We start from the raw sequence: 25,307 nt of genomic DNA on the forward strand, positions 1-25,307 counted from the left end.
ATTATGTGTGGAATAGCCGGATTTACTCGTTATCAATACGCTGGTGATGAAAATACTTTAATGACTATGGGGCAAGCAATTGCACACCGAGGTCCAGATGCCCAAGGTACATTTCTAGAAGAGCGGATAGGTTTATGCCATCAAAGGCTCAGTATTTTAGACTTATCTGACGCCGGTCGACAACCAATGCATACTTCTGATGGCCGTTATAGTTTAGTTTTTAACGGTGAGATTTATAATTTTTTAGATCTTAGAGAAACTTTAGAAAGTTCGGGGTATCGTTTTCATAGCCATACAGATAGTGAAGTCATACTTGCAGCCTACCAAGCCTACGGACATGATTGTGTCAAACAATTAAATGGTATGTTTGCATTTGCAGTGTGGGATAAACAGCAACAAGAGCTTTTTATTGCACGTGACCGACTCGGCAAAAAGCCACTTTATTATTATTTTGATGGTTCAGACTTATTTTTTGCATCCGAACTCAAAGCTTTGATGGCAGCTGGCTGTATCCCGAAACAAATACGGACAGATGCTGTATACGACTTTTTTGCATATCAATATATTCCAGATCCAAAAACTATTTTTGCTGAGGTTTATAAGTTAGAACCTGGTCATTATTTAAGCTTTAAACAAGGTGAAATTAAATGTCACTCATATTGGCATTTGGATTTTTCAAAAAAGAATAAAAAAAACGCTGAACAACAAGAAGCCGACTTGCTAGCATTAATAAAAGACTGTACTAAAAGTCGCATGTTAGCTGACGTCCCTTTAGGTGCATTTTTAAGTGGCGGTGTAGATTCTAGTGGTATTGTTGCACTGATGGCCGAACAATCACCAACACCAGTGACGACTTGTTCAATTGGTTTTGACGTGCAAGCGTTTAATGAAACAGAGTTCGCTAAGGCGGTAGCAGAAGCAAAAAAAACCGACCATCATGAATTTTTTGTCAACCAGCAGGTAGCCGATAGTTTAGCTGACATTGTCGGATATTTTGATGAACCTTTTGCCGATCCATCTTTGGTGCCAACTTATTATGTTTCGCAATTGGCTCGACAAAAAGTGACTGTTGCACTGTCGGGTGATGGGGGCGATGAAATATTTGCAGGCTATGAAAAATATGCGATTGATGCCAAAGAAAACCAAATCCGTAATCAATTACCTAAATGGTTTAATCAGCATATCGCTGGTAAGCTTGCTAAGCTGGTGGCAGCCACACCTGTATTAAAACAAACAACAACTGGGCGCAAAGCCGTGACCCTGTTAAAAACCCTAGCGAGCGACCCAGCGACTGGATTTTATCACTCTAACGCATTTATTACTGATGAAGTTTGGCAAACTTTAGTTAAACCAGATCGGGCTGACGAGCTGGCAGGTTATCATCCTAGCCAAATTACAACAGATAAATATCATCAAGCTAACGCGGATGACCATTTAAGCAAAATTTTATATACAGATATAAAAACATTTTTGCCCGGCGGTATTTTAACTAAAGTAGACCGTATGAGTATGGCTAACTCGCTAGAAGTTAGAGCGCCATTATTGGATTATCAGGTGGTAGAATATGCGGTGTCTTTGCCATCACATCAAAAGCTAAAAGACGGTGACAAAAAGCATATTCTAAAAAATATTTTAAAACCTCTGTTACCGTCAGAAATTTTAACACGCAAAAAAATGGGTTTTAGTGTGCCTTTAGCTCAGTGGCTTCGAGAAGATCTCAAAAACCTCGCCGAAGATAAAATTTTGAAAAATAACCCAGCATTAACCTCTTATTTTCGCCAACAAGGGCTCGCTCTATTATGGCGGCAACATCAAGCTGGCACGCATGATCACTCCAGCGTACTTTGGAGTTTGTTAATGTTTCAAATGTGGTGGGATCACTATATTTGTCAGCCGAGTTCTGGAGCACTTGATGGATAAACGTGTATATCGACTCGACTTGTTGCGAGCCTTTGCGATTTTCAGCGTCTTTTTAGCGCATACAGTCTTAAGTTATGGTGCGCCGGCACATTTAGCACCATTACAGTTTGGCGGCACTGGGGTTGATTTATTTTTTGTTCTGTCGGGTTGGTTAATCGGTAGCCAATTGTTTGCTGAGCAGCAAAAGTATGGCGATATTCAAGTTGTTCGTTTTTGGATCCGGCGCTGGATGCGAACCTTACCCGCTTATTATGCGGTACTTATCTTTACTTTGTTGCAACTATCACTCACAAAAGACGGCTTTACGATTCCACTTTCGTATTTTGTTTTTTTACAAAACTATCAAACAGATTTGCCGTTTTTCGCGGTTAGTTGGTCTTTAAGTGTCGAAGAACAGTTTTATCTTTGCATCGCCCCTATCGTAGTCTTTTTAGTACGCCTTGTTAAACATGTCCGAACACTCATTTTAACCATATTATTATTAATGCCTTTGGTGTTTCGTTCCCTTGGCTGGTATGAAACCGATATAGAAACCCACGTGCGCTGGGATTGTTGTTTAATGGGCATACTAATGGCGCAGGTATATTTTGATTTTCCGGGTCTTTGGAAAAAAATAGCCCGCTTTGCGTGTCCGTTGGCAATTTTAGCAAGTATTATTTATTGCTCATTTTATTTAGCTAGGTGGGGGCTAGGCAATTATTGGTTAGAAGCTGATAAATTGGCCCTGGCTTTTTTATTTGCAAGTTGGTTGATTTGGGCAACAGATAAAGCAAATAAAAGGTTTTGGGGATACGCTTTTATTGCATATATTTCTACAAGATCTTATTCAATTTATTTATTGCATCCTGAGGCATTGGCGCTGGCACGTCGTTTTTTTCCAGATATCCCTTTTGTTATTTATTTTTTCCTTGCTGCGATTATTTCATGTTTAGCGGCGGAAGTGTTATTTCGATTAATTGAGCAGCCAGTGATGCAAATGCGATCTCGTTTTAATTTCTCCTGTAGTCGTAGCCAGTTAAAAAAACAATCGCAAAAAGTGGAACAAAGGAGTATCCCGCATGGCTAAAAAAATACTTCACGTAACTTATGACATGCGGATTGGTGGCACGGAACGCGTCATCATCAATTTGCTAAAAGGGTCTGATCCCAGTTATCAAATGTCTATCTTTTGTATTGAATCCCCGTTAGGACCTTGGGGGGTAAAATTGCAAAAACAAGGTTTGGCAATTTTTCAATCTGACCGCAAACCAGGTTTCGACCGGGCGCTCATCCGGCAAATTAACAAGGTTATCAAAAGCCAAAAGATAGATATTGTTCATTGCCATCAGTATACGCCTTGGGTTTATGGCACGCTGGCTAGTTTAGGGACATCTGCTAAAGTGATATTTACCGAGCACGGACGTTTTTATCCTGATAGAGGGAGCTGGAAGCGACGGATCGTTAACCCGATTTTAAATTGTTTTACGGCGCATATTACTGCGATTTCAAAAGCCACAGCAGCGGCGTTAAGTGAATTTGAGTATTTGCCCAAAAAGCAAATTAAAGTTATCTATAATGGCATAGAGCCGGTTTCTGTAGCCCCCTCAATTGCTCAGACGTTAGCGTTAGAATTAGGCATTAAAGACACAGACCTGGTATTTGGCACCATAGCGAGATTTGATCCGATTAAAAATCACCCACTTATGTTAAGGGCTTTTACGAGTGTTTTGCAAAAATACCCTAATGCGCGTTTGTTAATTGTTGGTGATGGGGAAGAAAAAGACACCATAATTAAACTGGCGAATCAATTAGGCATCCAAGATTCGCTCATTATGCCAGGGTATCAATCAGACCCTTCGGCTTTTTTAGGTTTGATGGATATATTTTTACTTTCCTCCTTGAGCGAAGGGACCTCGATGACCTTATTAGAAGCCATGTCGTTGGGCAAACCTTGCATAGTAACAAATGCGGGCGGAAACAAAGAAGTGATAGCCGATCAAATTAACGGTGAAGTATGTGCAAACGATGATCTCGCAGCTTTCTCTAGCGCTATGCTAAAGATGGCAGCGGATTCAGAGTTACAGCAAAAATATTCCGTGCAGGCCAAACAAAGATTCAATGAAATATTTAGTGTGCAACAAATGGCGAGTGCATACGCAAATTTATATGAGGACCTTGCATGATAGATAAAGCCCATACTATTAGCGTTATCATTCCAGCGTTCAATGCGGAAAACACCATTGAAGAGACGTTGCACTCAGTTTTACAGCAGACTTATCCGGTGCATGAAATCATCGTTGTAGATGATGGTTCTAAAGATAATACATTAAAAAAGCTCTATGATATGAGCAGTCGATATCCTTTAATAAGATTTGTGAATCAAAATAATCAAGGTGTTTCGGCCGCGCGCAACTTAGCCGCTAAACAAGCGACTGGCGATTGGTTAGCATTTGTGGATGCAGACGATCTTTGGTTACCGAATAAACTGGCTAAACAAGTAGAGGATTTAGCAGATGGCCGGTGGAGTGCTTGTGATTCTTTTTATTTTGGTTATGGACATGATGGCTCGACTAAACGCAGTGATTTAAGTGAAATATCATCAGGTCATGTGTTTGAAGCCCTCTTGTTGGACAACTTTTTAACTACCTCAACGGTATTAATTGAAAAAAATTTATTCTGGCAAGCCGGTGGGTTTGACGAATCTTTGCTTGCACTGGAAGATTGGCAATTGTGGTTGTCGGTTAGTTTATTGGAACCATTAAAAATGATTGATGAACCACTGGTTCGTTATCGAGTGTATCCAGGTTCTACCTCACGAAAAGCGCGCCACATTTTGCCACTACATATGCAGTTGATAGACACTGTTTTTTCGCAGATTGCGGCCCAGCCATTTTTGTCCAACAGAAAAAATGCAAAAGCAAACTCTTACTCTATTTGTTCTTATATTGCAGAAGATAGTCAAGATTATGCTTATGCATTGTACTGTGCGTATTGTGCTTTCAAATTGCAGCCGACTTCTGTTATGCGTATTAAGCGGTTGCTCAATACAGCTGTAAAACGTTTAATTAAAAAGTCTAATAAGGACGCTGAATGAAATACGATTATTTGATTGTAGGGGCCGGTTTATTTGGATCCGTCTGTGCGCATGAGCTAACCCGAGCGGGTAAACGAGTGCTGGTGGTCGATAAAAGAAGCCATATTGGTGGCAATGTGTATACCGAAGATCATCAGGGGATCCCTGTTCATAAATATGGCGCGCATATCTTTCATACCAATAATAAAGAAGTATGGGATTACGTTAACCAATTTGTGAGCTTCAATCGATTCACAAATTCGCCATTGGCAAATTACAAAGGCAAATTATATAACTTGCCTTTTAATATGAATACTTTTTATCAGCTTTGGGGCACGGTGACACCGGCTGAAGCTGCTAAAAAACTCGCAGAACAAACAGCAGAGATGCAAGGCAAAGAAGCTGAAAATTTAGCCGAACAAGCGATTAAATTGGTCGGTCGAGATATTTATGAAAAGCTGATAAAAGGGTATACCGAAAAGCAGTGGGGGCGGGATGCGACAGAGCTACCTGCTTTTATAATCAAACGTTTGCCGCTGAGAATGACTTACGATAATAATTACTTTTCAGATCGTTACCAAGGTATTGCCGAAAATGGCTATACCGAGCTGTTTGATAAGTTGTTAGATGGCATCGAAGTACGCTTAGAGTGTGATTTTTTCACTGACAAAAAATCGTTGCAGGCTTTAGCCAACCACACGATTTATACTGGCCCTATTGATGAATATTTTGCGTTTAGCGAAGGTGTGCTGGAATACCGAACGCTTAAATTTGAACATCAGACCTTGGCAGACTGTGAAAACTACCAAGGTAATGCGGTGGTGAATTATACTGAGCGCGAAATACCTTTCACTCGCATTATAGAGCATAAACATTTTTCAGGCAGTGTCACTAAACATACGGTGATCACCAAGGAATATCCGGCAGAATGGAAGCTGGGTGATGAGCCTTATTATCCAATCAACAACGAAAAAAACATGGCATTGTACAAACGCTATCGTCAAAAGGCCAAAGAATTAACCCAGGTGACCTTTGGTGGCCGTTTAGCTGAATACAAATATTATGATATGCATCAAGTGATTGCTTCGGCGTTAAAGACTAGCAAAGGTTTATTAGATGAATAATGTATGTGCAGTAGTTGTAACATTTAACCGCCGAGCATTGTTGCAAAGGTGTATCGAGCATTTATTAGCCCAATCATCTCCATTAGCAGGTATAGTGGTTGTCAATAATGCTTCTGAGGATGATACCCAAAGTTATTTAGATGGCTTGCACGGGCAACCTGTACCCATATTTCCTGTCCATATGACCACGAATACTGGCGGCGCAGGGGGCTTCCATGAGGGGCTTAAAACCTCTGTTGAGCTTGGTTTTAGTCATTCTTGGATTATGGATGATGATGCACTCCCTCAGGCAGATGCCTTGCAAGAGCTGCTGTTAGCAGAAAAAAAGGTTGTCGACAAGTATGGTTTTTTAACAAGTAAAGTCGTTTCTGAAGAAGGCGAGGTGATGAATGTACCTGAGATCGACTTTAGCCCAAACTCAACAGGGTATTCAAATTGGGGGGAACGGATTGAAGATGGATTAATTGCGGTTGAAAATGCGACCTTTGTTTCAGTGTTTTTACCCAATCAGCATTTAGTTGAAAATGGGTTGCCACTAAAAGAAATGTTTATTTGGGGTGATGATACCGAATTTACCGTTCGTTTAAGCCAGAAATACCGTTGCTACTTAGTGAATAAAAGCATTGTTGTTCATAAACGAGTACTGAAATCAGGATTATCAATCATCACTGAGAGTGCTGATTTTCGGTTAGGGTGGTTTTATTTATTGTACCGGAACCAAGGATATATCAAACTAAAATTTTATGGCCGTAAAGTTTGGCTGAATTACGTCTGTGAAAACCTAAAACATATTAAACAAATTTTGCTTCATGCTGAAGACCGTAAATTAAAACGAATTAAATTATTAATAACTGGGCTGATTGATTCGACTCGTTTTAAACCGAAAATCAAATATCCAGAACATAAACACAAAGGTTAAAACGAGATTTATTAAATGACAGATGAAAATTTAACTCGAAGCGCCGGGAGTGCTGCTTTTTGGCAGCTCTTTGGTGGTGGTGCAAGTGCTTTTATTCGATTGACAGCGAGTATATTTCTTGCACGCTTATTGACCCCCCATGATTTTGGGATTTTTGGCATGGCATTATTAGCGTATGAGTTTGTCTCTTACGCAGTTTCTTGCGCGGGTATTGGTAGTGCGATTGTAGCTAAAAAAGAAGTTACTCAAGCTGATTTAAGCACCTCATTTTGGTCCATCGCTTTAGTTAAGTTTGTGATGTTTTTATTAGCTTTTTTAGGTGCACCTTTAGCCGGTGAGTTTTGGAAATCTGATGAAATTGTGCCTGTATTACAGGTTATATCGTTCACTTTTTTAATTTCAGCCCTAGACTCTGTTTCAAATACTTTGTTAATAAAACGCTTAAAATTTAAAACCATTAACATCATTAATGTTGTTATTTGTTTGTTAGAGTCGGTTGGGGCCGTTATTTTAGCCTACACCACAGACTTGGGGTATTGGTCTCTTGTCATAACTATGCTAGCGGGGAGCTTTGTGACTGCCTTGTTAATGTTTGTTTTAGCAGGTTGGCAACCTAGTCTAGAGTTTGATAAACGCTCCTTTAAATATCAGTTTAGATTTGGCATCAATGGCTTAGGTTTTTCAATTGTTAATTACCTGAACCAAAACTTAGATTATTTGATAGTTGGACGAATGTTAGGTACAAGCGCACTTGGCCTATACGAATTTGCTTACCGTATCCCTCACTTACTTCAATTGAGGGTGGTCCAACCGATAGGTAATGCGCTATTTCCTTTATTAGCTAAAGTACAAGATGATGATGACAAACTCATCACTGGTTACGCTAAAGCGGCCGCTATTTTGTCGTTCATTACTTTCCCATTATTGGTAGGGCTTGCTGCTGTTGCTGATATTTTAGTCCCACTGATGTGGGGGGAACAATGGGTGTCAATAGTCATACCGCTGCAAATATTATGCGCAAGTGCCTTGTTAAGGGTCGTTCCGCAAGCAAGTGGGGCGGTATTATTAAACCGTAATCGGCCTGATCTACCTTTTAAAATATCGGTGCTTTCATTATTAATAACTGCGGCTCTGCTTTTTTTCTTGGGACAAAAAATGCAATTAAATGGCGTTGCGTTGGCAATGACACTAGGTACCATACCCCACTATCTTGGGGTTTATTACGCGTTTAAATTAACCAATGGAAAGGTCGGGTATTTATTATCACAACTGGCACCAGTGATAGTCGCATCCATCGTTTGTGGCGGGATGGCAATGTTAACGAAAGAAATGCTAATGGCCAACACTGGGTCTATGCTATTTGCTTTATTCGCTGCAATCTTGGTTGGGGCGTTAAGCTATTTGATTGTTTTAGTTTATCTATTTAGTCGTTTTTTTAAAGGAATACTCACTCAAATAGATGCTGCGACTGGTGTGTCTTTGGTGAGCCGATTTGCTTGGTTGTATCGTTGGACACCGTTGAAGGATTAGAGATGAAAAAAGTACTTTTTATTGCTTATTTATTTCCACCGATTGCTAATTCAGGTACTCAGCGGAGTGTGAAATTTGCCAATAATTTATTGCAACACAATTGGCAACCTTATGTTTTAACAGTTAAAAACCCGCCTGATCCTAGTATTGATCCAGCTTTGTTAAATGAAGTAGATAAGCATGTGCCCGTATATAGAGTACCTATGCAAAGCGAAAAAATGTGTTCTCAGTTGACCAGTTGGCTGCCCAAACCTCTAAAAAACAAAATTAAATCCGGCTTGGAGTGGCGTCTGCGCAGTTTGCAGCAGACGCCAGACGAGTATGTTGGTTGGGTACCCACAGCATTACAGGCTGCAATTAGGTTGCATAAAGAACAACATTTTGATCTGGTTTATGTAACGGGTATGCCTTGGAGCAGCTTTTTAATCGCCGATAAATTAAAACAAAAAACTGGTTTGCCTATGGTTTTAGACTACCGAGATTTGTGGAACAACACAGATTTAGGCTGGGAGTCTCAAACAGTAAATAAACATAATACGGCATTAGAAAACAAACTACTGGACAATGCTGATGCGGTGATATCTACGACAGATTCTTTTGTTGATAAACTCATGTTAGATCAACAGGTCCCTGCCCATAAAAAAGATCGATTTTATTGCATAACAAATGGTTATGAACCGGATGAATTTCTTGCTGCAAAACAGTTAGCACCGATTTTAGACTCGTCGACTTTCAATATTGTTTATACAGGCGTTTGGAAAGATGGTTACAATATTTCCCGTTTATTGGAGGCCATCAGCTATCTCCTAAAGCAACACCCTGAATTGAAAATCAAGCTATATACTGCCGGTTATCAGGACAAACAAGCGAACCGATTCGATCTTGAAAATAACATGGTTGAATTTGGCCGGGTTGCACATAAACAGGCACTTAAAATGATGTTGGAAGCCGACTTGTTATATTTGCCTATTCCTGAAGGCAAAGTTGGCCATATGCAATTACCCGGTAAGTTATTTGAGTATGTTGGCAGTGGCAGCACTATCCTGGCAGATTTACCTAGCGACAGTGAAGCGGGAAAAATGCTTGCAAAAACAGGCGGTGCAGATATTGGGCAAAGCACCTCTATCGAAGGGTTAGCGGATCGACTGATGTCACATTATCATAAAACAGCCAATGTGCAGCCAGCAAATGCCAAGGCGTGTCGTCAATTAGAACGTCAGGCCCAAGCCGCGCAGTTGGCTGCGGTATTTAATCGGCTTGTATCCGATAGGCGGCAATAACCGGTGTGCGGTTATACAAAGAACTACGACCCGCTCCAGATAGCACTAAGTACAATACTTGTTTATGTTTATCCCAGGCAGCGCCTGCGATAGGCGCAAATAAATCTTGTTTGGCAAATGCATCATATTGAAAAGGGACTTTAAATTGTCCCCATGCATAAGGTTTTATTTGGTGCGGCTGAATACCTCCAGCATGTGCTTTTGCTAACTCTTTAACGTCAAAAAACCAATAATAGTTATATTTATCTGTAGCATCATAAGCACAAGGGCCTGCACAGACATTGCCTTGTTTTTGTTTTATTTTATAACCTATCTTAGAACGGATACCGGATTGGGTACCAAATACAGCATAAGTATCAGTGCCAGGCACAATAAAACCATAGACGGCAGCAGATAACTCATTCCATAAATCATTTTTGCCTGACTCATTATACAAGTCGTCCATTAATTTATGTTCGAGACTGTAATCAAGTACTGCATTGGTCTGAATGGTCGAATCTTCTGGCAGAGCTAACGCCTGTTTAAGATCAAATGAAAACGCAGAAGGTCCCATACTTGAGCGTGAGTTAATGGCTAAAAAGCTTGATGAGCCTGTTATGTGAGAGCCCCCTAATTTTTTTTGCCATTGTTGAGGGATTTCACTAATCCAAGCGGCGGCATGAGCTGCACCTTCTAATTTATAAAAACCTTTGTAAGCTGAGTTTTCAAGGTTATCAGCTTGCTCAATGATAAATGAGGTATCCGAATTATCGGCCGGTGCATCGTAATATTCAACCGCATTGACGAATAGTTGGTTATCAAGATGAAATAACCCAGTTATGGTATTTAGAGATTGAGTGTTTTTTTCTTTTAATTTAGGTGAACTAAGGAGAGGCACAAAAGCTTGTTTGACCTGTTTAGCAATTTTTAAATCAAATAGGTTGCTCGATTTCACCAGCTCAGGGACAACCAACTCGGCTAACATGGCTTGGTGACTGTGACCTATCATAAAGAGGCTGCCACCTTTTTCATGAACTCCGATTGGCCCAGCTGCAAAACTAAAAGATGAGCCATTAATGACTTCATCGGTGACTCGAAAGGCCCCGACAAATTTGAAGTTATCGATAGATAGTTGTGCTGGCAACTCGTTCGCAAAAGCAGCTCGACTAAATAAGATACTTAATATTAAGATATAAAAAAATTTCATATTAGAGTCCAAACGCTTTTTTTTCTGATTTTGAGAGATAGCTATATTTGGCCAGCATAGAGGCGAATGCACGAAGCTTTTTATAACCAGAATCTAAATAACCATCGCTGATGTTATCTCCGTTAGCTCGTACATACATCAACAATTTTTCTTGAGGGATAAAATAAATTAAATTATTTTTTTCGAAGTATTCTTTCATGTGAACGTGTGAGATAGCGCCAAATGGCATACCCCTATAACTATCTTTAGTTAGCGTATCAGGGATAGTAAATAACGATTGGCTAATGACAGCGCTAGAGCCACAGTAATAATAAAACTCGTTAGTTGCATTAAAAATTTTCCACTTGGCAAAATAAAAATAACCATTTTCGATTATAAAACCTTGGTGGTCACCGGCTTTAATGAGCGTACTTACAAAATTTTTATGCAGTAGATCGTCTGCGTCTAAAGCGAACCAATGGGTGATATCCGAGTCGCGTTCAGCCAATACTTGCATACCTTTAAGAATTTTGGAACAACGGTCAATTTCGTAATTTTTTTGATTTAACATTTCATCAGTTGGGTTGACAACTGGCGGGGGGAAAGCATCAAAGGGGACAAAAACAGGTTTGCCAGCATGGGTCACTTGGGTTAAATTTTCGGGACAGTCGTGACCGACCAAAGCGACCGAAAAACAACTATTTGTTTGATGTAATACAGACTGAACGGTTTGGTAGGCGCTATTTGCAACTTCTTGCCAGTTTTTGGCAACCGCTTTGGCTTTCAATGGAATTAAAATGCCTATTTTCATCATTTGTCCTTAATTTGATTCAATTGCTGTTGGTATAAATCAGCAATCTTAGTCATACAGTGCTGCCAACTAAACTGTTTATGCCGCTTTAAACAGGTTTGGTGCATTGTTTGCCATAGCTCAGCTTGACTCAGTAGGCGGTTCAATTGTTGAGAAATGGCTGTTATATCGTCGGCGTCTGAACTTAATGCGGTTTCAGATGCAATTTCAGTTAACACAGGGTGAGTCGATATAATCGCCGGTGTTCCGCAGGCCATTGCTTGCACTAATGGAAAGCCAAAACCCTCATGGCGCGAAACAAATAGCAGGGCTGCGCTTTGTTGAAATAAGCGAACTAGTTCGGGGGTGGTTATCCAACCTGTTAGGTTTACCGTTTGCAATAGGTTTAGCTCATTCAATGTTTGATAAATAAGTGAAGATTCACCGCCGGTGAAACCTGCGATGGTTAAAGGATGTTTATCTTTTAGCTCGCTAGGTAGCGCTGCCCAGGCTTTAATCGCATTCACAGGATTTTTTTGGTAACTATCGCCGCCAAGCATTAACACTCCTTTGCGTTTATTTAACTGATCTAAACTATCATCCGCAATAAAGTCTTGAGGCACACCATGATGAACATAGCTTATTTTATTTTTGATACTGGGAAATTGATGAATGAGATCAGCTTGTGCTGATGCTGAAATTGTTAAAACATGATCAACCTTTTTAAGCCCGCACCAATATACCCATCTAAGGTAGCAGCGAACTTTAAAAAGGTAGACTTTATTCGACCAGCCGTCCACATTGTTAAAAGAATAAATATTCTTGAGTTCGGTCCACTCTAAACTATCATGAAAGGTTGCAATTTGCCGCACTTTTGTGGGGATGCATACTCGGTTGCCCGGCATATGTAACAAGTCGATTTGATACTCAGATAAATACTTTGGTAAAAGTTTTTGCTCCCATGAGAAGTCGTCACTGGCTTGAATATCCAGCAAGCTTACGTTTTGAGCTTGTTTTAGTTGCTCCAATCTAGCTTGATATTCATCTGGCATCTCATTATGTTCAAAAGCGGTATTAATTAATAAGATAAATTTGTGGTCTGGTAAATAATAGGGTAGTTGGCTCGCCAATTGGAATACATAAACAGGCATGCCTCTTTGTTTTCGTGTGATAAAACGGCAATCAATAGCTATTTTCATAAGGTGTTTTGGTTTTATTGGCATTGTTAAACGCTTGATCTGCGAGTTTTTGCTGGTTTTTTAATGCGATAGAAATGCCAAACATATAGTATATCCACGGATAAAACGCTATGTTCACAAACATACCGCCGGCACAAAAAATCAGCAGAGAGGCTTTAATCGCACTGTTATACCTATAACGCCAATTAGTATTTAGTTGCGGATCTTTTTCAGGTAGGCGAGCGAACAAAGTACTGGCGATAAAACATAAAAAGACTAACAAGCCGACATACCCTTGGGTTCCGAGTACTTCAATGATCATGTTGTGCCATGCTTTAGGGTAGGGGGTATCAATGGTAACAAATTCACTACCACTATATTGCGCCAACTCCCCCGCGTTATCTCGGTAAGCGAAAAAACCACCGCCCATAATTGGATGTTCCAGCGAATAATCTAATGTCCATAACCACACGGCTACCCGGCCCATGGCGGAAGTATCTTGAGCTGCATTTTCCGAGCTTTCTATTGTATTCGCCCTATGCAAAAAGGAGTCGGGCACAAATGGGATGAGTATCAGTGGGAAAATAAGCGCGATGGCTAGACCGCGTAATTTTTTTTCTGATTTTAAAATTTGCAAAAGAACAAATACAATAATACAAACGATACCCGTTCTTGCTTGGGTGCCAACCACGGTTAAAAAACCGCAAAATGCATAACCCCATAAAACCCAATTTAATTTTTTGTTCCAGTTGGCTAGCTGGCTATGAACTAATATTAAACATAAAGGCACTAATGCCATTGTCATGGCGGCTAGGGTACTGCCTTCACTCCAGAAACTCCCTCCAAAAGTGCCAATTAGGTTTACTCCGTAACCGCCACCACCAAGTAAAGTTTTAACGCCAGCAAAAAATGACAAAGTACCAAAGGTAATTACATTAACCCATAAAAACATTTCAGTTGAGCGCCTATCCACCAAAACTAAAGGAATAAAAAAGGCGCTTAAAATAATTTTAAATGCCGAATCATGTTTCAGCCAAGCGAGTTCGGGATAGTGTGAGTAAACTGTGGTTAGGGTGATCCAAATTAAAAAGAAAATATTTAAAACATAAAAACGAATAGAGGAAGGAAATTTGACTTGGCGCAGATTTATCAGTAATACCAATAAAAAATACGCAGTAAACAAAGCGGATAATGGTTTACCATTTAAAAAGCTTACAGATAACTCTTGCGGGCGAAAGTTATCAATCCAAATTAATCCACTTAATGCGACATAAGGCCGTTTAAATCCAAAGATAATAAACAGAGATATGATCGCCAATGCAAACAGGTCAGAGATCATCTTTTTTACTGTAAAAAATTATTATTATAAATAACATGACACTGGCAATCAGTTTACCAAGGCCCTCAACATCCAAATCCATTGTTTTATTTCGGTTAGTTGTGTTTTAGATATGAGTTTGGTTTAAATTGAGCAGAGAAACAAGATCCAATTGTAAAATATAATAAAATTAACTTATTAATTGTGTCATAAGCCTCAACAATGTACCTTATTAGCATGCGTCAGGTCAGTAGTGGTTGGCTGAGTCTCTAAGAATGGATATAGAAAAAATTACACATCGACAGCTCAATTATTTGTCTCGGTTAGCATGGTTATATTTGACTTTTTTGGTTGTTGTCAGTTGCTTGCCGTTCAAAGTTGAACCACTCACTTTAGCTGAAGCCTACGAGCATGCCTGGACCCACTCGCCTTTTGCTATTGATTCATACTCGGCGTGGATCAGTAACCTTTTGCTATTTTTGCCGCTTCCGTTCCTTTTTGCGGCCAGTAATCAAATCATTGGCATCAAAAAAAAGCACAGTTATCAAATTCTTCTGTTTACCTTAGGTTTTTTTGTATTAACTTTATTGATTGAATTTTTGCAGCTTTTTATCCAAACTCGCACGTCAGCGGCCAATGATGTGGTGGCTGAAATGTTCGGCGTTTTATGTGGCTGGTTATTATGGTGGCGCTTGCGCATTAGGTTTTATTGGCTGCTAACTGATCTAACAGAGCGTTTTTATGGCCGTCGGTTTCGCTCTTATTTATTAATGTATTTAGGCGTGTTAATCGTTTTTTATCTATATCCATTAGATATCACTATCAATCCAATAGAATTATATCGCAAGCTGATTGAAGGGCGATTAGTACTTATGCCCTTTCATCAGCAATTAACAGAGCAAGCATCGTGGTGGTCTTTAGTGGCGAACGCTATCCTTTGGTTACCTGTGAGTTACTTACTTGCTAAAGATGGTTTGTTTACTCGTTTTCAAATAGTGATACGGACTTTCTTTTTAGCGCTTACCATCTTGTTATTTCAGTTTTTTATATATAGTCGAACGACAGATGTCAGCGATTTATTGTTGGCTGTATTGGGTGCGACTATTGTGGTGGTTATTTTCCCTAGGTTGGACGTCATTGATGTCGTTGCAGAAAATAAACGTAGCCGGTTAGAAAAACATATTTTTTTATACTTGACAGGTTTGCTCGCAGCAAGTTTGATTTTTATTAGCGTATTTGTCTTTCCTTATTCACTGACATTTGAGAGTGAGCATATTAAACCAGCAATCCCCTACTTTTTTACAAACCCGTTTACCAATGTAGATTATGCAAAAAGTTTTTTTGCTATTGAACACCTTTTTTGGCAAGTAGCACTGGCGGTGCCGTTTGGATTAATCACGGCGCTTTTTACCCGGCGCGTAAAAGCGTCTGTATATTATGCTGTACAATATAGTTTGTTAGCCTTGATATTTGCGATCTTTGTCGCATTGGAAATTGTGCAGATAGCTGTGCCCCAGCAAACAGCTACCTTATTTGATGCTGGGTTATCTTGGCTTGCAGCGGTTTTAGTTTGCCTTTTAACTAATTATAGTGTCTCTAAAATGCGTTAGAGCGTTTAAATCAACTATAGGTTTGCAGAGCGCAAATATCATCTGGCTTCTAAATCAAGGTTTATAAGGAAAGATTATGCATTTACTGGTTCTAGCACATCGCTTGCCATATCCACCAAATAAAGGTGAAAAAATACGGACATATCATCAAATTGAGTACCTTATTCAGATGGGCCACCAAGTGACTCTGCTGGCTCCAGCCGAGGCATCAGACGACCGCATTCAGGCCGATCGCCTGCAACAAAAAGTGGGTTGCCAAGTGACTGTATTTGCTCAGCCTTGGAGAAAATTAAAAATGCTGGTAGCACTATTAACTAAAAAAAGTTTAAGTGTCGCTAATTTTTATAACAATGGATTGCAAAAGCTTTTTGATCAAATGCTTGGGGAGCAAACGTATGATGCTGTTCTGTGCACTGCAAGCAGTATGGCAGAATATATTTTACAAAGTCAGGCGATCAAAAACTCCAACGTTGAGTTAATGATGGATTTTATGGATCTGGATTCAGACAAATGGCGTCAATACAGCGAACATGCTACTTGGCCAATGCAATATTTGTATAAGCGAGAGTGGCAGCTACTAGCCCCGTATGAAAATAGAATTCATAATACCTTTGACCACTGTTTGTTTGTCTCCGAACAAGAGGTGGCTTTATTCGCAAAGCAGCTTGATACCCCTTGCAAAGCAGTGGCGATTGGCAACGGCATAGATTTATCTATGTTTTCGGTTTGTAATTATCATCAAAAACCACAGCCACCCGAGCTATTATTCACGGGTGTTATGGATTATCAACCGAATGTTGATGCTGTGATCTGGTTTGTCAACCATGTTTGGCCCACATTAAAACACAATCATCCTGAGATTAAATTTATTATTGCAGGCATGAATCCAACCCCTGCGGTGACCGCATTGGCCAAAAATAAAGACGTTGAAGTGACGGGGTTTGTTGAAAATATAGTCCCCTATTATGATAACGCACGTATTTTTGTAGCGCCTTTTAGATTAGCACGAGGGGTGCAAAATAAAGTATTACAGGCACTCGCTTGTGGCATTCCTGTGGTCGCAACTCCCATGGGTGCTGAAGGTATTGAGTGTGAGGCGGCTGATGGACTAATTACAGCAAATACGGCCAGCCAATTTGCAAAAGAAATTGATCGTTTGATTGAACAGCCAGACAAAGCAGCTGAACTTGCGATTGCTGCGCGCGCGTGCATTGAGCACAAATACAGCTGGCAGACTCAATTAGCACAGTTACATCAAATGTTAGGAGCAGAGCGTGCGTAAACTTTTAAAAAGTGGCTTAAGAGTTATTTTTAAATTGCTAAATTTGCCTTTTTTACTTTTGTATTTTGCATTGGCCAGCCTACCGATCAATAAAAATGCTTTGTTCGCCTCATTTTCGCAATTTTATAGCCTATGGCCTGGTAAAATCGGCATCTACATGCGCGCTGCGTTTTATCAAAGCATTTTTCCAAATACCGCGACCAACATAGAAGTAGGTTTTGCTACTTTATTCTCACAAATCCAAACAGAGATTGGCCGCAGCGTCTATATTGGCCCTCAATGTAATATAGGGAGCTGCAAAATAGAAGCAGATTGTTTAATTGGTAGTGGCGTTCATATTTTGAGTGGTAAGGGGCAGCACAACTTCACTGACATCGAAACTCCGGTTCGAGAGCAGGGCGGGCAGTTTGAGCAAATTAACATTGGTGAAGATTGTTGGATTGGCAATCAGGCCATTATCATGGCCAGTATCGGCAAAAAATGTGTTGTGGCTGCGGGTTCGGTTGTGGTCAATTCAGTGCCGGATTTTTCAATTGTTGCTGGCAATCCAGCCAAAGTCATTAAAACCCGTCGAGGGATTGAGACGGCGGATTGACCTGCATATTAATAGCAGTTAAGTGTGCTTGCAATGCACTTAAAAAATCGTATTGGTCGAGTTTTTTATTGTTTGATACGGCCGCGGAAGCACCATTTCGGGAAATGATTTTTTTATTAATATAGTTATTTTTGACGGTTATATTTTTGCTTTTGGAAAACCTGTACTCGATAGCATTCGGGTAGTCGTGCATTAAATAAATCCAGTTATTTTTTACGATAGTCTCAGGACTTGACTCTAAGCCTATGCCAACATCGGCAAAAGGCGCTTGATTGTTGTTATGAAAAATAAAATTATTCTCTATTAAGCCGCCATGATTGCCAAATTTAAATTTTGCCGGATCCGGTTCACCTAATCCCAAACCTATACCGCGGTCTGAGTTGATAATGACATTGCCTTGAATGCGGTTATTTTTTGTATTATTCCAAAGATGGATAGCATGTTCAGCAATACTTTCACTCGGGCTGCTGATATCTTTGAAAACATTGTTAACAATTTGCCAGTTTTGCACAGCGTGTGCATCTATACCGCCAGTATAGGACTGAAATGCTACCCCTTTAGAAAAATAAAAGTAACAGTTCCTGACCACACCACCACTCGAGTATTGGGTCGGTATGTTAGTATCATAACTAACTTTTAATAATTGTTGGTAGGCATCCCTAAAAGTGACTCGCTCAAAGCGAGGTCGATTGGCACCTAATTCAGATGCGATTTGTACTAAATGGTGTTTTGCATTTTGCAAAGTGACTCCTGAGAGCTTAAAGTCATCTGCTGCAACTAAAATTAAATTATTCACCTGAATGCTGCCAAGCTTACCATCTAAAATGACTGGATTGCTTAATTCAGGAACTTGGGATATCTGAACTCTATCTGTTGTGACAGTTAACGTTTCTGATAAATAGTAGTGGCCGGGGTAAATATAAATTTGGCCGCCGCTACCGCTATTATTTAATTGTTTGACTGCTTGGAGGAGTTGATCGGTTTCACTGACATAAAAAGTTTTTGCATAATTTAATGGAGCAAAAACGAGCATCAAAAATAATGAGACAAAAATTTTCATTTTAAATCCTTATCCAAAGCGCTAAGTAAACCACTTAAAAAAGCTACTGAGCAGCATTCATTGTTAAATTTTGACACCTGCTTAGATTCAAACCGGCAGTTTAACAAGTATTAAGTGCCAAATCGGTTGGAAATAGCGATGACGGCGAAACAAAAAAAGTACGGATACTATAAAGAGTAAGTACAATATTAAAAACGTACAACCAGTCATTAAAAAGTTCATAAAATGAAGTTCTGATAAATTAGCCAGAGGTCGGACAAGTACTAAACACAAATAACTGATTAGCGCATAGCTAGTCGCACTAACAAATAAATTAAAAAACGAAAACCTTATTTTCTGATATAAATAGACGATTAAAATGAATGTGCTCAATACGCCCAAACCAACCCTCAGCCAGGCTAATTGCATTATTTCAGGTGCGCTAAGCGCATAACTTATTAGCGTTAAAGCGATAAAAACAAGTGCAAACATGTCGGCGATAAATATAGCTTTAATTTTTCCGATTGAGATAAGTAAGTTTTCAGCAATCAATAAAATGACCCAATAAAAAAGCAAAAATGAAAGTGGCTTTAAAAGGTTTGCGGCCAACTGCCATTGTTCACCAAATAGAGCGAGTACTGAAAGCTCAGCAAAGTAGAACATAAATAAACAAGTAGGTGTCAAGACTGCTAAAATGACAGTGAAAATTAAGTTAACTTGTACCGAGATCTGCTCACTTGGTTTTAACTGTTGATCTTTAAATGCAGAAATTAGAGGTTCCAGTGCGGGTCCCAACAAGGTGTGAGCCGGCAACATAGCTAGGTCCCGCGCCACATAATAATGACCTAGAATATTTTTAGAAAAATAATAACTAACAACTAGCGTATCTATTTGGGAACGCAAGTAACCTAATAAAGCTTTTCCTATCATCCACTTAGAAAAATCCCATTGAGGTTTGCAATATTTGAGTGTAAAACGCACTTTGCCAGTGAATATAAGATAACTCAAACCACAATAGATTGAAGCGGCCACTAGGTCGGCAATAATGAATGCCCAAAAAGACTTTAGATACCATGCTAAAACAATTAGCACTATAAAAGCAGCGACTTTGTGTGCGAGTGTCAGAATAAAAATTGGCCTATAATCCAAAGCTCTTTTACATTGCATAATGGCTGGGTGGGCACAAGCGTTTAAACTCAATACAAGCGCAGCGGCTTGCAGACCTTGAGTGAGTTCAGGTTTATTAAACCAAGTTAATAATATAGGTGCTAAACCTACTAAGGTTAGACTCATAAATAACTTAATTAGTAAGTTAAAACTCCATGCTGAAGCTAATTCACGGCGCAGCAAACGTGTTTTTTGCATGACATACTGTTCGCTACCTGCATGCGAGAGGGTATCGAACAAATAAAGTAAGATTGAGACAACCGCAACATTCGCAAAATCAGAGGGTGTTAAGATTCGAGCCACGATCAAGGTGCTAATTAAACCCAAAAAACGAGTTAACAGCTTGCTGCCTGCAGAAAAAAAAGCGCTATCAAGTAGTTGTTTTGCGAGTCCCAATGAATGGCCTATTGAGTTTGCTCATTGAAAGATTCATTGGCAATTTTGTCAGCTAAAAAACTGGCTTCTTGTAAAAGCCTTTCAATGATCTCTACGTCATTTGTGTCGGCTGGCAAAGGTGTTGATATGACGATTCTAAAGCCGCTATTACTTTGACCTGTTAACGTATTAATGGTTTGTAGCAATTTAGTTTTTATCGCCGAGGCACCAGCGAATACATTGATCTGATACCAATCGGCCACTATCCGACGCTCACCCATTGGAGACGTAATATAACTTAAACGAATATTTCTTGTTGAGCTAATGGCTCTTTGTTCTTGGCTGATCAGGCTCCACTTGTTTTCGGCATAAAGTTTTTGCAAGCCAGAGACTAACTCTCCGTCGCTATTATTCACGTATTGAGCGATAAGCACTTCAAATTCGAAGCCATGCTGCTTCTTATTGAACAAATAAACTCGATCGGCTTTTGAGTAATCAACCGCTAGTGCTGATGCGCTTTTATCGTGATTGCTTGTGTTAAAAGTTAATGGGATTAAAAGATCAGGTTGTGCGCTAGCCAGTTTTTGCAGCCAGCCCCATTGTAATAACATTAACCCGATTAATAATGCCGCAACAGACATCAGGCTGCTCACTTTAAAGTTAATAGCTGGGTGCCGCGACGTATCTTGATTTTCTGGTGAAGGGGCTGCTTCTGACTGCATCGCGCGGCCAATGAAGAGCAGTAAAATAAGCACAAAACAATAAAAAAACCATCCATAAATTAGGTGGTCAGCGCCAGCAGCATACTCCATATCACTTAAATGGGCGATTCCGATAATACCATAAACTCTGATCCCGTTCGCCAAAATAGGAACGACAAAAGACAGAAAAATAAAGCCGATTTTACGAGCTGTACTGTGCAAATGAATGTGCGCGTACAAGCAGCCAAATACAATAGAGACAATAAAAAAACTAATTCCTGAGCAGGCTTCAGCGACTAAAAATCGTCCTGCTGGAATCTCTATATACAGACCATTAACATAGGTGGCAATACCAGATAGGTTTAATAAAAAAACCGAGATCGTTGCTGCAATTTGTTGTAAATAGGGAATTAAAGCTTCACCGACCGGAATTGCAAAAAAACTAAAAAATAATGGAAAAGCGACTTTTAGAGCGCTTTTTACGCCGAATAAACTAACAAAAATAAGCGGAAAGAAAGAAAACGTCGCTAAATGCATCAGTAGACCAATATCACCCACGACGGCAAAAATATATACAGCGATAATGGGCAAACCTAATAATGCAACGCTAGCGCTAGGTTTGATATCTGATTGCAGAAGCAGTTGACGTTTCCGGTACAGCAAAAAAAGCACAATCGGAATAACAAACAAGCAGTGATTAAATATTTCCGATGTTACCCAAACTTGGTAAGCAGACATCAGCCCTTGATGAAAGACAAGGCTCCAGCATAACAGCAAAATAATCAGCGTCAGATCGAATTTATTCGAAATAAAATTAACTCGTGTGCTTTTGGGGGCCGATGCTGCCATGCGTTAGCTTCCTATTATTTAATTTGGTATACGTTTTTCATACTTGACCACTGATAGCGTTGTAACAAGGTTTTTAAGCGACCTTCCATTTTATCCAAGTTTAAATAATGACGAAATTTAGATTTAAACGGTGCATCTGTTACCCTTGGCTGATCAGGATCTATTTCCCACGGATGAAAATAAAAAGAGTAAGGCTGCTGCTCTTTATTCAGATATTTATCGACTAAAAAGTGTGCCAGCCAAGTTGGGTACAAACGAAAATATCCTCCCCCACCAATTGGCATTTGTTTACCGACTATCTTTAACGTAGGTACAGGGATCTCTATAATGCCTTCATCACGTGTATATTTAAATCTTGGCCAGTCCGGTGTGCCGTACAAGTCGTGTTTAACCGGGTAAGTGCTGGAGCTGTATTTAAAACCAAGCTCAGTCAACACTTCAAACGCCCATTGATTGCTCTCGTCAATTGAAAAGCTCGGTGCGCGATAACCTAATATTGCTTCACCAATTGTATCCTCCAAATGGCTTTTTGAGCGGTAAACATCTTCATGAAAAACGGCTCTACTCTGTGTTGTTGCTCTTTGGTGCGCATACCCATGACTGGCTATTTCATGCCCTTGTTGATGGATATCGCGCAGTAGTTGTGGGTACTTTTCCCCAACAGCGCCTAAAATAAAAAAGGTTGCTTGGCAATTATTTTCGGCAAAAATATCTAATAAACGATAGGTGTTTTTTTCGACCCGAGCCGGCAATGAATCCCATTGATCGCGACTAAATTGTTCTTCAAATGCAGCGACGTGGTAATAGTCTTCAACGTCAACTGTCATTGCGTTTGTGATATTGCTTGGCTGAATGCGACTCATGGTTTATCGCCCTTTACCAAATAAAACAACTTCTGCGGTCCGCAATAGAATAAGCAAATCGAACATAATAGAACGGTGTTTAATGTAATATAGATCAAACTTTAATTTTTCTGTCGTATCATTATTATTTGCCCCATAGGGATATTTTAATTGCGCCCAGCCCGTTAAACCGGGTTTAACATTGTGCCTTTGATTGTAATAAGGAATTGTTTTAATAAACTCGTTTACAAACTGAGGCCGCTCTGGACGAGGGCCGACAAACCCCATTTCACCTTTTAAAACATTAAATAGCTGCGGTAATTCATCAATTCTGTATTTGCGGATAAATGCACCGACCTTGGTTGTTCTATCATCATTTTTTTGCGCAAATTGGGCACCGCCTTTTTCAGCATCAGGTCCCATACTCCGAAATTTAATAATTTTAAATGGTCGACCATCTAAACCAATACGCTCTTGTTTATAAAACACCGAAGCACCTGTTTTGCGCCCGTCTTCAAAATAAATGGCTAACATGGTGACCAACATAATTGGCGAAGTCACGATAAAAATGAGCAGTGCAAGTGTTGCATTGAGCAGATAATCTAATGAGTCGCGTAAATGGTTATTCGTCGAAAAACCGTTTGAATAAATAACCCAGCTTGGATAAATTAAATTGACAGCGACTTGACCTGTTTCACGTTCTATAAAATCTAAAATATCAGTGATCTCTATACCGCGAAGGCGGAAGTTGAACAAAGTATTGAGAGGTAGCGCTTGCCGGCGTTCGTCACTGGCAATGATGATTTCTTGTATATCATTTTCTAAAACGAAGGTCTCAAGCTCTTCATCCAAATCTAAATTAATCAACGGCTCTCGGCTAATCAAAATTTCAGGATCCGCAGGCATAGGTACAAAACCGACAACACGAATACTCCGGCGGTCAGATTTCCGGCGCATACGTTTTTCGATTATCGACGCTCTTTCACCCGCGCCTATGACTAAAATATCTTTTTGTGAAAATCCAAACCACTCATTGTGCAAAATGAAGTATCTAAAGATAGATAAAATAACAATCGAACTAAATGCTGACAGAGGTACAAACGCGGGGTTTATTTTTAGGTCCGGGATTAAATTGAGTAAAATGGCATCAATAAAAAAATACGTCATCCCTAATGCAACTAATAAGCGTCTGACGACCCCAGAAAATGACTCCCTAAGTCTTAATTCGTATAATCCAACGGCTAAAATGGCCAGCTGTCCTACAGCAACAAAAATAAGTAAATTGATTATATGACTGGTCACAGGTGCGGTTAAATTAAATGGATAATTTAGAGACGATAGGTAGAGACTTAAATAACCAGCAATCAATAATATAGTGGTTTCTATAACGATCAAAGGTTTAACCTTTTTATGGGTGTGACCTGAATATGTGTAAGCTGCCATAATTTTTTTGTATTCCTTGTAACTACGCCTTATACATTTATATTTATCGTAATACTGTACCACTTTAACCCAAACTAACGGGCAGACAACAGTGAAATTTTGAAGACGCTTGAGCGAGCACGACAATGAGCGCAACTATAGATTCTTTTATAGTTTTGACTTTACCCGCATTTTAGATAGCCATAAATGATGAACGACTATAAAAAATATTTAACTCAAATCAACTAATATTTATAGAAGACTTTATCTTAAATGTCTTCTTTTATCAGGATTTTTTGTGGATGATTGCGAAATTTTGAACTAAATTTTCAAACGTAGTAAGATTTTTGTTCAGAAAGCAGAGGATTTCGGATAAGGTTTAACGTCGGAGATGAAGTTTACACCTTAAAATAGGGTTTGCGAGACCTCTCGATCTTTATCAGGTTGCGCAGCGTAATAGTTAAAATATTATAAACAAAGGAATATAAAGCGTATGAAGAAGCAGAAACGTCATTTTAGCAGGCACTTTTTGCCAATCTTTGCAGTGAGTTTGTTATCGGCCTGCGCGGGCACCAACACCTTACCAAATGCAACTATTCATGCTTCCCAAACAACAAATATCAATAATTATGATTATAAAATTGGTCCAGGAGATACGTTAAATATTTTTGTTTGGCGCAATCCAGAAATTTCAGGGAGTTTTATCGTCAGACCCGATGGTAAAGTCACCACATCCTTAGTAGAAGATATAGAAGTATCAGGCCAGACACCGACTCAATTAGCAAGAAACATAGAGCGGATCTTGGCTACCTACATCAAAGATCCTATCGTCACTGTTAGTATATCTGGTTTTGTTGGCCCTTACAGTGAGCAAATTCGAGTGATTGGACAAGCTACCTCACCGCAGGCTGTTAATTACCGCGAAAACATGACTTTACTTGACTTGATGATTGAAGTAGGTGGGTTAACTCAATTTGCAGCGGGCGATAGTGCTAAATTAGTTCGAATTGAAAATGGTCAGCAAAACACCTACGACATAAATATTGACAGTTTAATCAACTATGGCGATATCAAAGAAAACGTAGATATTTTGCCTGGTGATATTGTCATCATTCCTGAAGCTTGGTTCTAGGCGTTTTTTTAAGGGGT

General features: G+C 39.6%; 21 protein-coding genes. 12 read left to right on the top strand and 9 right to left on the bottom strand.

The features are described 5' to 3' along the window. Nucleotides 1-3 precede the first annotated feature (3 nt). From asnB to C727_RS0104135, 8 genes are read left to right on the top strand one after another with little or no spacing between them, the layout of a single operon-like run. Complete coding sequence (gene asnB, locus C727_RS0104100; protein ID WP_017444353.1) at nucleotides 4-1,920, top strand: asparagine synthase (glutamine-hydrolyzing); 1,917 nt, start codon at nucleotides 4-6, stop codon at nucleotides 1,918-1,920. Continuing rightward, nucleotides 1,913-2,986: an acyltransferase family protein gene (locus C727_RS0104105; protein WP_017444354.1), complete on the top strand. Its 1,074-nt coding sequence runs from the start codon at nucleotides 1,913-1,915 to the stop codon at nucleotides 2,984-2,986. The genes asnB and C727_RS0104105 overlap by 8 nt, the downstream gene beginning before the upstream one ends. Further along, nucleotides 2,979-4,082 carry a glycosyltransferase gene (locus C727_RS0104110; protein WP_017444355.1) on the top strand — a complete coding sequence of 368 codons (1,104 nt, stop codon included), beginning with the start codon at nucleotides 2,979-2,981 and terminating at the stop codon, nucleotides 4,080-4,082. The genes C727_RS0104105 and C727_RS0104110 overlap by 8 nt, the downstream gene beginning before the upstream one ends. Next, the gene (locus C727_RS0104115) at nucleotides 4,079-4,993 is read left to right on the top strand and encodes a glycosyltransferase family 2 protein (RefSeq protein WP_017444356.1); all 915 of its coding nucleotides are present in this window, start codon (nucleotides 4,079-4,081) and stop codon (nucleotides 4,991-4,993) included. The genes C727_RS0104110 and C727_RS0104115 overlap by 4 nt, the downstream gene beginning before the upstream one ends. Beyond that, nucleotides 4,990-6,096 (top strand): UDP-galactopyranose mutase, encoded by a 1,107-nt coding sequence (glf, locus tag C727_RS0104120; RefSeq protein WP_017444357.1) that lies wholly within the window; start codon nucleotides 4,990-4,992, stop codon nucleotides 6,094-6,096. The genes C727_RS0104115 and glf overlap by 4 nt, the downstream gene beginning before the upstream one ends. Then, nucleotides 6,089-7,015, top strand: coding sequence for a glycosyltransferase family 2 protein (locus tag C727_RS0104125; RefSeq protein ID WP_017444358.1), 927 nt, complete (start codon nucleotides 6,089-6,091; stop codon nucleotides 7,013-7,015). The genes glf and C727_RS0104125 overlap by 8 nt, the downstream gene beginning before the upstream one ends. A 15-nt stretch (nucleotides 7,016-7,030) precedes the next feature. After that, nucleotides 7,031-8,545 (top strand): lipopolysaccharide biosynthesis protein, encoded by a 1,515-nt coding sequence (locus C727_RS0104130; RefSeq protein WP_017444359.1) that lies wholly within the window; start codon nucleotides 7,031-7,033, stop codon nucleotides 8,543-8,545. A gap of 2 nt (nucleotides 8,546-8,547) precedes the next feature. Further along, nucleotides 8,548-9,825: a glycosyltransferase gene (locus C727_RS0104135; protein ID WP_017444360.1), complete on the top strand. Its 1,278-nt coding sequence runs from the start codon at nucleotides 8,548-8,550 to the stop codon at nucleotides 9,823-9,825. Here C727_RS0104135 and C727_RS0104140 read toward each other — a convergent pair. From C727_RS0104140 to C727_RS0104155, 4 genes are read right to left on the bottom strand one after another with little or no spacing between them, the layout of a single operon-like run. After that, nucleotides 9,794-11,011, bottom strand: coding sequence for a hypothetical protein (locus C727_RS0104140; RefSeq protein WP_017444361.1), 1,218 nt, complete (start codon nucleotides 11,009-11,011; stop codon nucleotides 9,794-9,796). The two genes, C727_RS0104135 and C727_RS0104140, sit on opposite strands and share 32 nt — an antisense overlap. 1 nt (nucleotide 11,012) lies before the next feature. Next, on the bottom strand, nucleotides 11,013-11,801 hold the full coding sequence (locus tag C727_RS0104145) for a hypothetical protein (RefSeq protein WP_017444362.1): 789 nt from the start codon (nucleotides 11,799-11,801) through the stop codon (nucleotides 11,013-11,015). Continuing rightward, complete coding sequence (locus C727_RS0104150; RefSeq protein WP_162131385.1) at nucleotides 11,801-12,979, bottom strand: glycosyltransferase family 4 protein; 1,179 nt, start codon at nucleotides 12,977-12,979, stop codon at nucleotides 11,801-11,803. Before C727_RS0104150 ends, C727_RS0104145 begins: the two co-directional genes overlap by 1 nt. Then, nucleotides 12,963-14,297 carry a putative O-glycosylation ligase, exosortase A system-associated gene (locus tag C727_RS0104155; protein WP_017444364.1) on the bottom strand — a complete coding sequence of 445 codons (1,335 nt, stop codon included), beginning with the start codon at nucleotides 14,295-14,297 and terminating at the stop codon, nucleotides 12,963-12,965. The genes C727_RS0104150 and C727_RS0104155 overlap by 17 nt, the downstream gene beginning before the upstream one ends. Before the next feature lie 254 nt (nucleotides 14,298-14,551). Between C727_RS0104155 and C727_RS0104160 the strand changes: the two genes are divergently transcribed. The 3 genes from C727_RS0104160 to C727_RS0104170 all read left to right on the top strand — a co-directional run bounded on the left by C727_RS0104160 (nucleotide 14,552) and on the right by C727_RS0104170 (nucleotide 17,763). Next, complete coding sequence (locus C727_RS0104160) at nucleotides 14,552-15,886, top strand: VanZ family protein (RefSeq protein WP_017444365.1); 1,335 nt, start codon at nucleotides 14,552-14,554, stop codon at nucleotides 15,884-15,886. A 76-nt stretch (nucleotides 15,887-15,962) separates the two neighbouring features. After that, on the top strand, nucleotides 15,963-17,168 hold the full coding sequence (locus C727_RS0104165; RefSeq protein WP_017444366.1) for a TIGR03087 family PEP-CTERM/XrtA system glycosyltransferase: 1,206 nt from the start codon (nucleotides 15,963-15,965) through the stop codon (nucleotides 17,166-17,168). Further along, a complete protein-coding gene (locus C727_RS0104170; protein ID WP_017444367.1) occupies nucleotides 17,161-17,763 on the top strand; it encodes an acyltransferase in 603 nt (200 codons plus the stop codon). The genes C727_RS0104165 and C727_RS0104170 overlap by 8 nt, the downstream gene beginning before the upstream one ends. Here C727_RS0104170 and C727_RS17930 read toward each other — a convergent pair. The 5 genes from C727_RS17930 to C727_RS0104195 form a co-directional block, all read right to left on the bottom strand. Further along, nucleotides 17,729-18,823 carry a right-handed parallel beta-helix repeat-containing protein gene (locus C727_RS17930; protein ID WP_017444368.1) on the bottom strand — a complete coding sequence of 365 codons (1,095 nt, stop codon included), beginning with the start codon at nucleotides 18,821-18,823 and terminating at the stop codon, nucleotides 17,729-17,731. The two genes, C727_RS0104170 and C727_RS17930, sit on opposite strands and share 35 nt — an antisense overlap. An 87-nt stretch (nucleotides 18,824-18,910) precedes the next feature. Continuing rightward, complete coding sequence (locus C727_RS17935; protein WP_017444369.1) at nucleotides 18,911-20,365, bottom strand: oligosaccharide flippase family protein; 1,455 nt, start codon at nucleotides 20,363-20,365, stop codon at nucleotides 18,911-18,913. Between the two features lie 8 nt (nucleotides 20,366-20,373). After that, nucleotides 20,374-21,894, bottom strand: coding sequence for an exosortase A (gene xrtA, locus C727_RS17940; protein WP_017444370.1), 1,521 nt, complete (start codon nucleotides 21,892-21,894; stop codon nucleotides 20,374-20,376). 14 nt (nucleotides 21,895-21,908) lie between these two features. Further along, nucleotides 21,909-22,757, bottom strand: a complete 849-nt coding sequence (locus C727_RS0104190) for an XrtA system polysaccharide deacetylase (protein ID WP_017444371.1) — start codon at nucleotides 22,755-22,757, stop codon at nucleotides 21,909-21,911. Between the two features lie 3 nt (nucleotides 22,758-22,760). Further along, a complete protein-coding gene (locus tag C727_RS0104195; protein WP_017444372.1) occupies nucleotides 22,761-24,179 on the bottom strand; it encodes a TIGR03013 family XrtA/PEP-CTERM system glycosyltransferase in 1,419 nt (472 codons plus the stop codon). Nucleotides 24,180-24,651: 472 nt separating this feature from the next. Here C727_RS0104195 and C727_RS0104200 point away from each other — a divergent pair, with 472 nt between their 5' ends. Continuing rightward, nucleotides 24,652-25,290, top strand: a complete 639-nt coding sequence (locus tag C727_RS0104200; protein WP_026052552.1) for an XrtA/PEP-CTERM system exopolysaccharide export protein — start codon at nucleotides 24,652-24,654, stop codon at nucleotides 25,288-25,290. Nucleotides 25,291-25,307 lie beyond the last annotated feature (17 nt).

The organism is Gayadomonas joobiniege G7 (assembly GCF_000300815.1).
Classification (GTDB): domain Bacteria; phylum Pseudomonadota; class Gammaproteobacteria; order Enterobacterales; family Alteromonadaceae; genus Catenovulum; species Catenovulum joobiniege.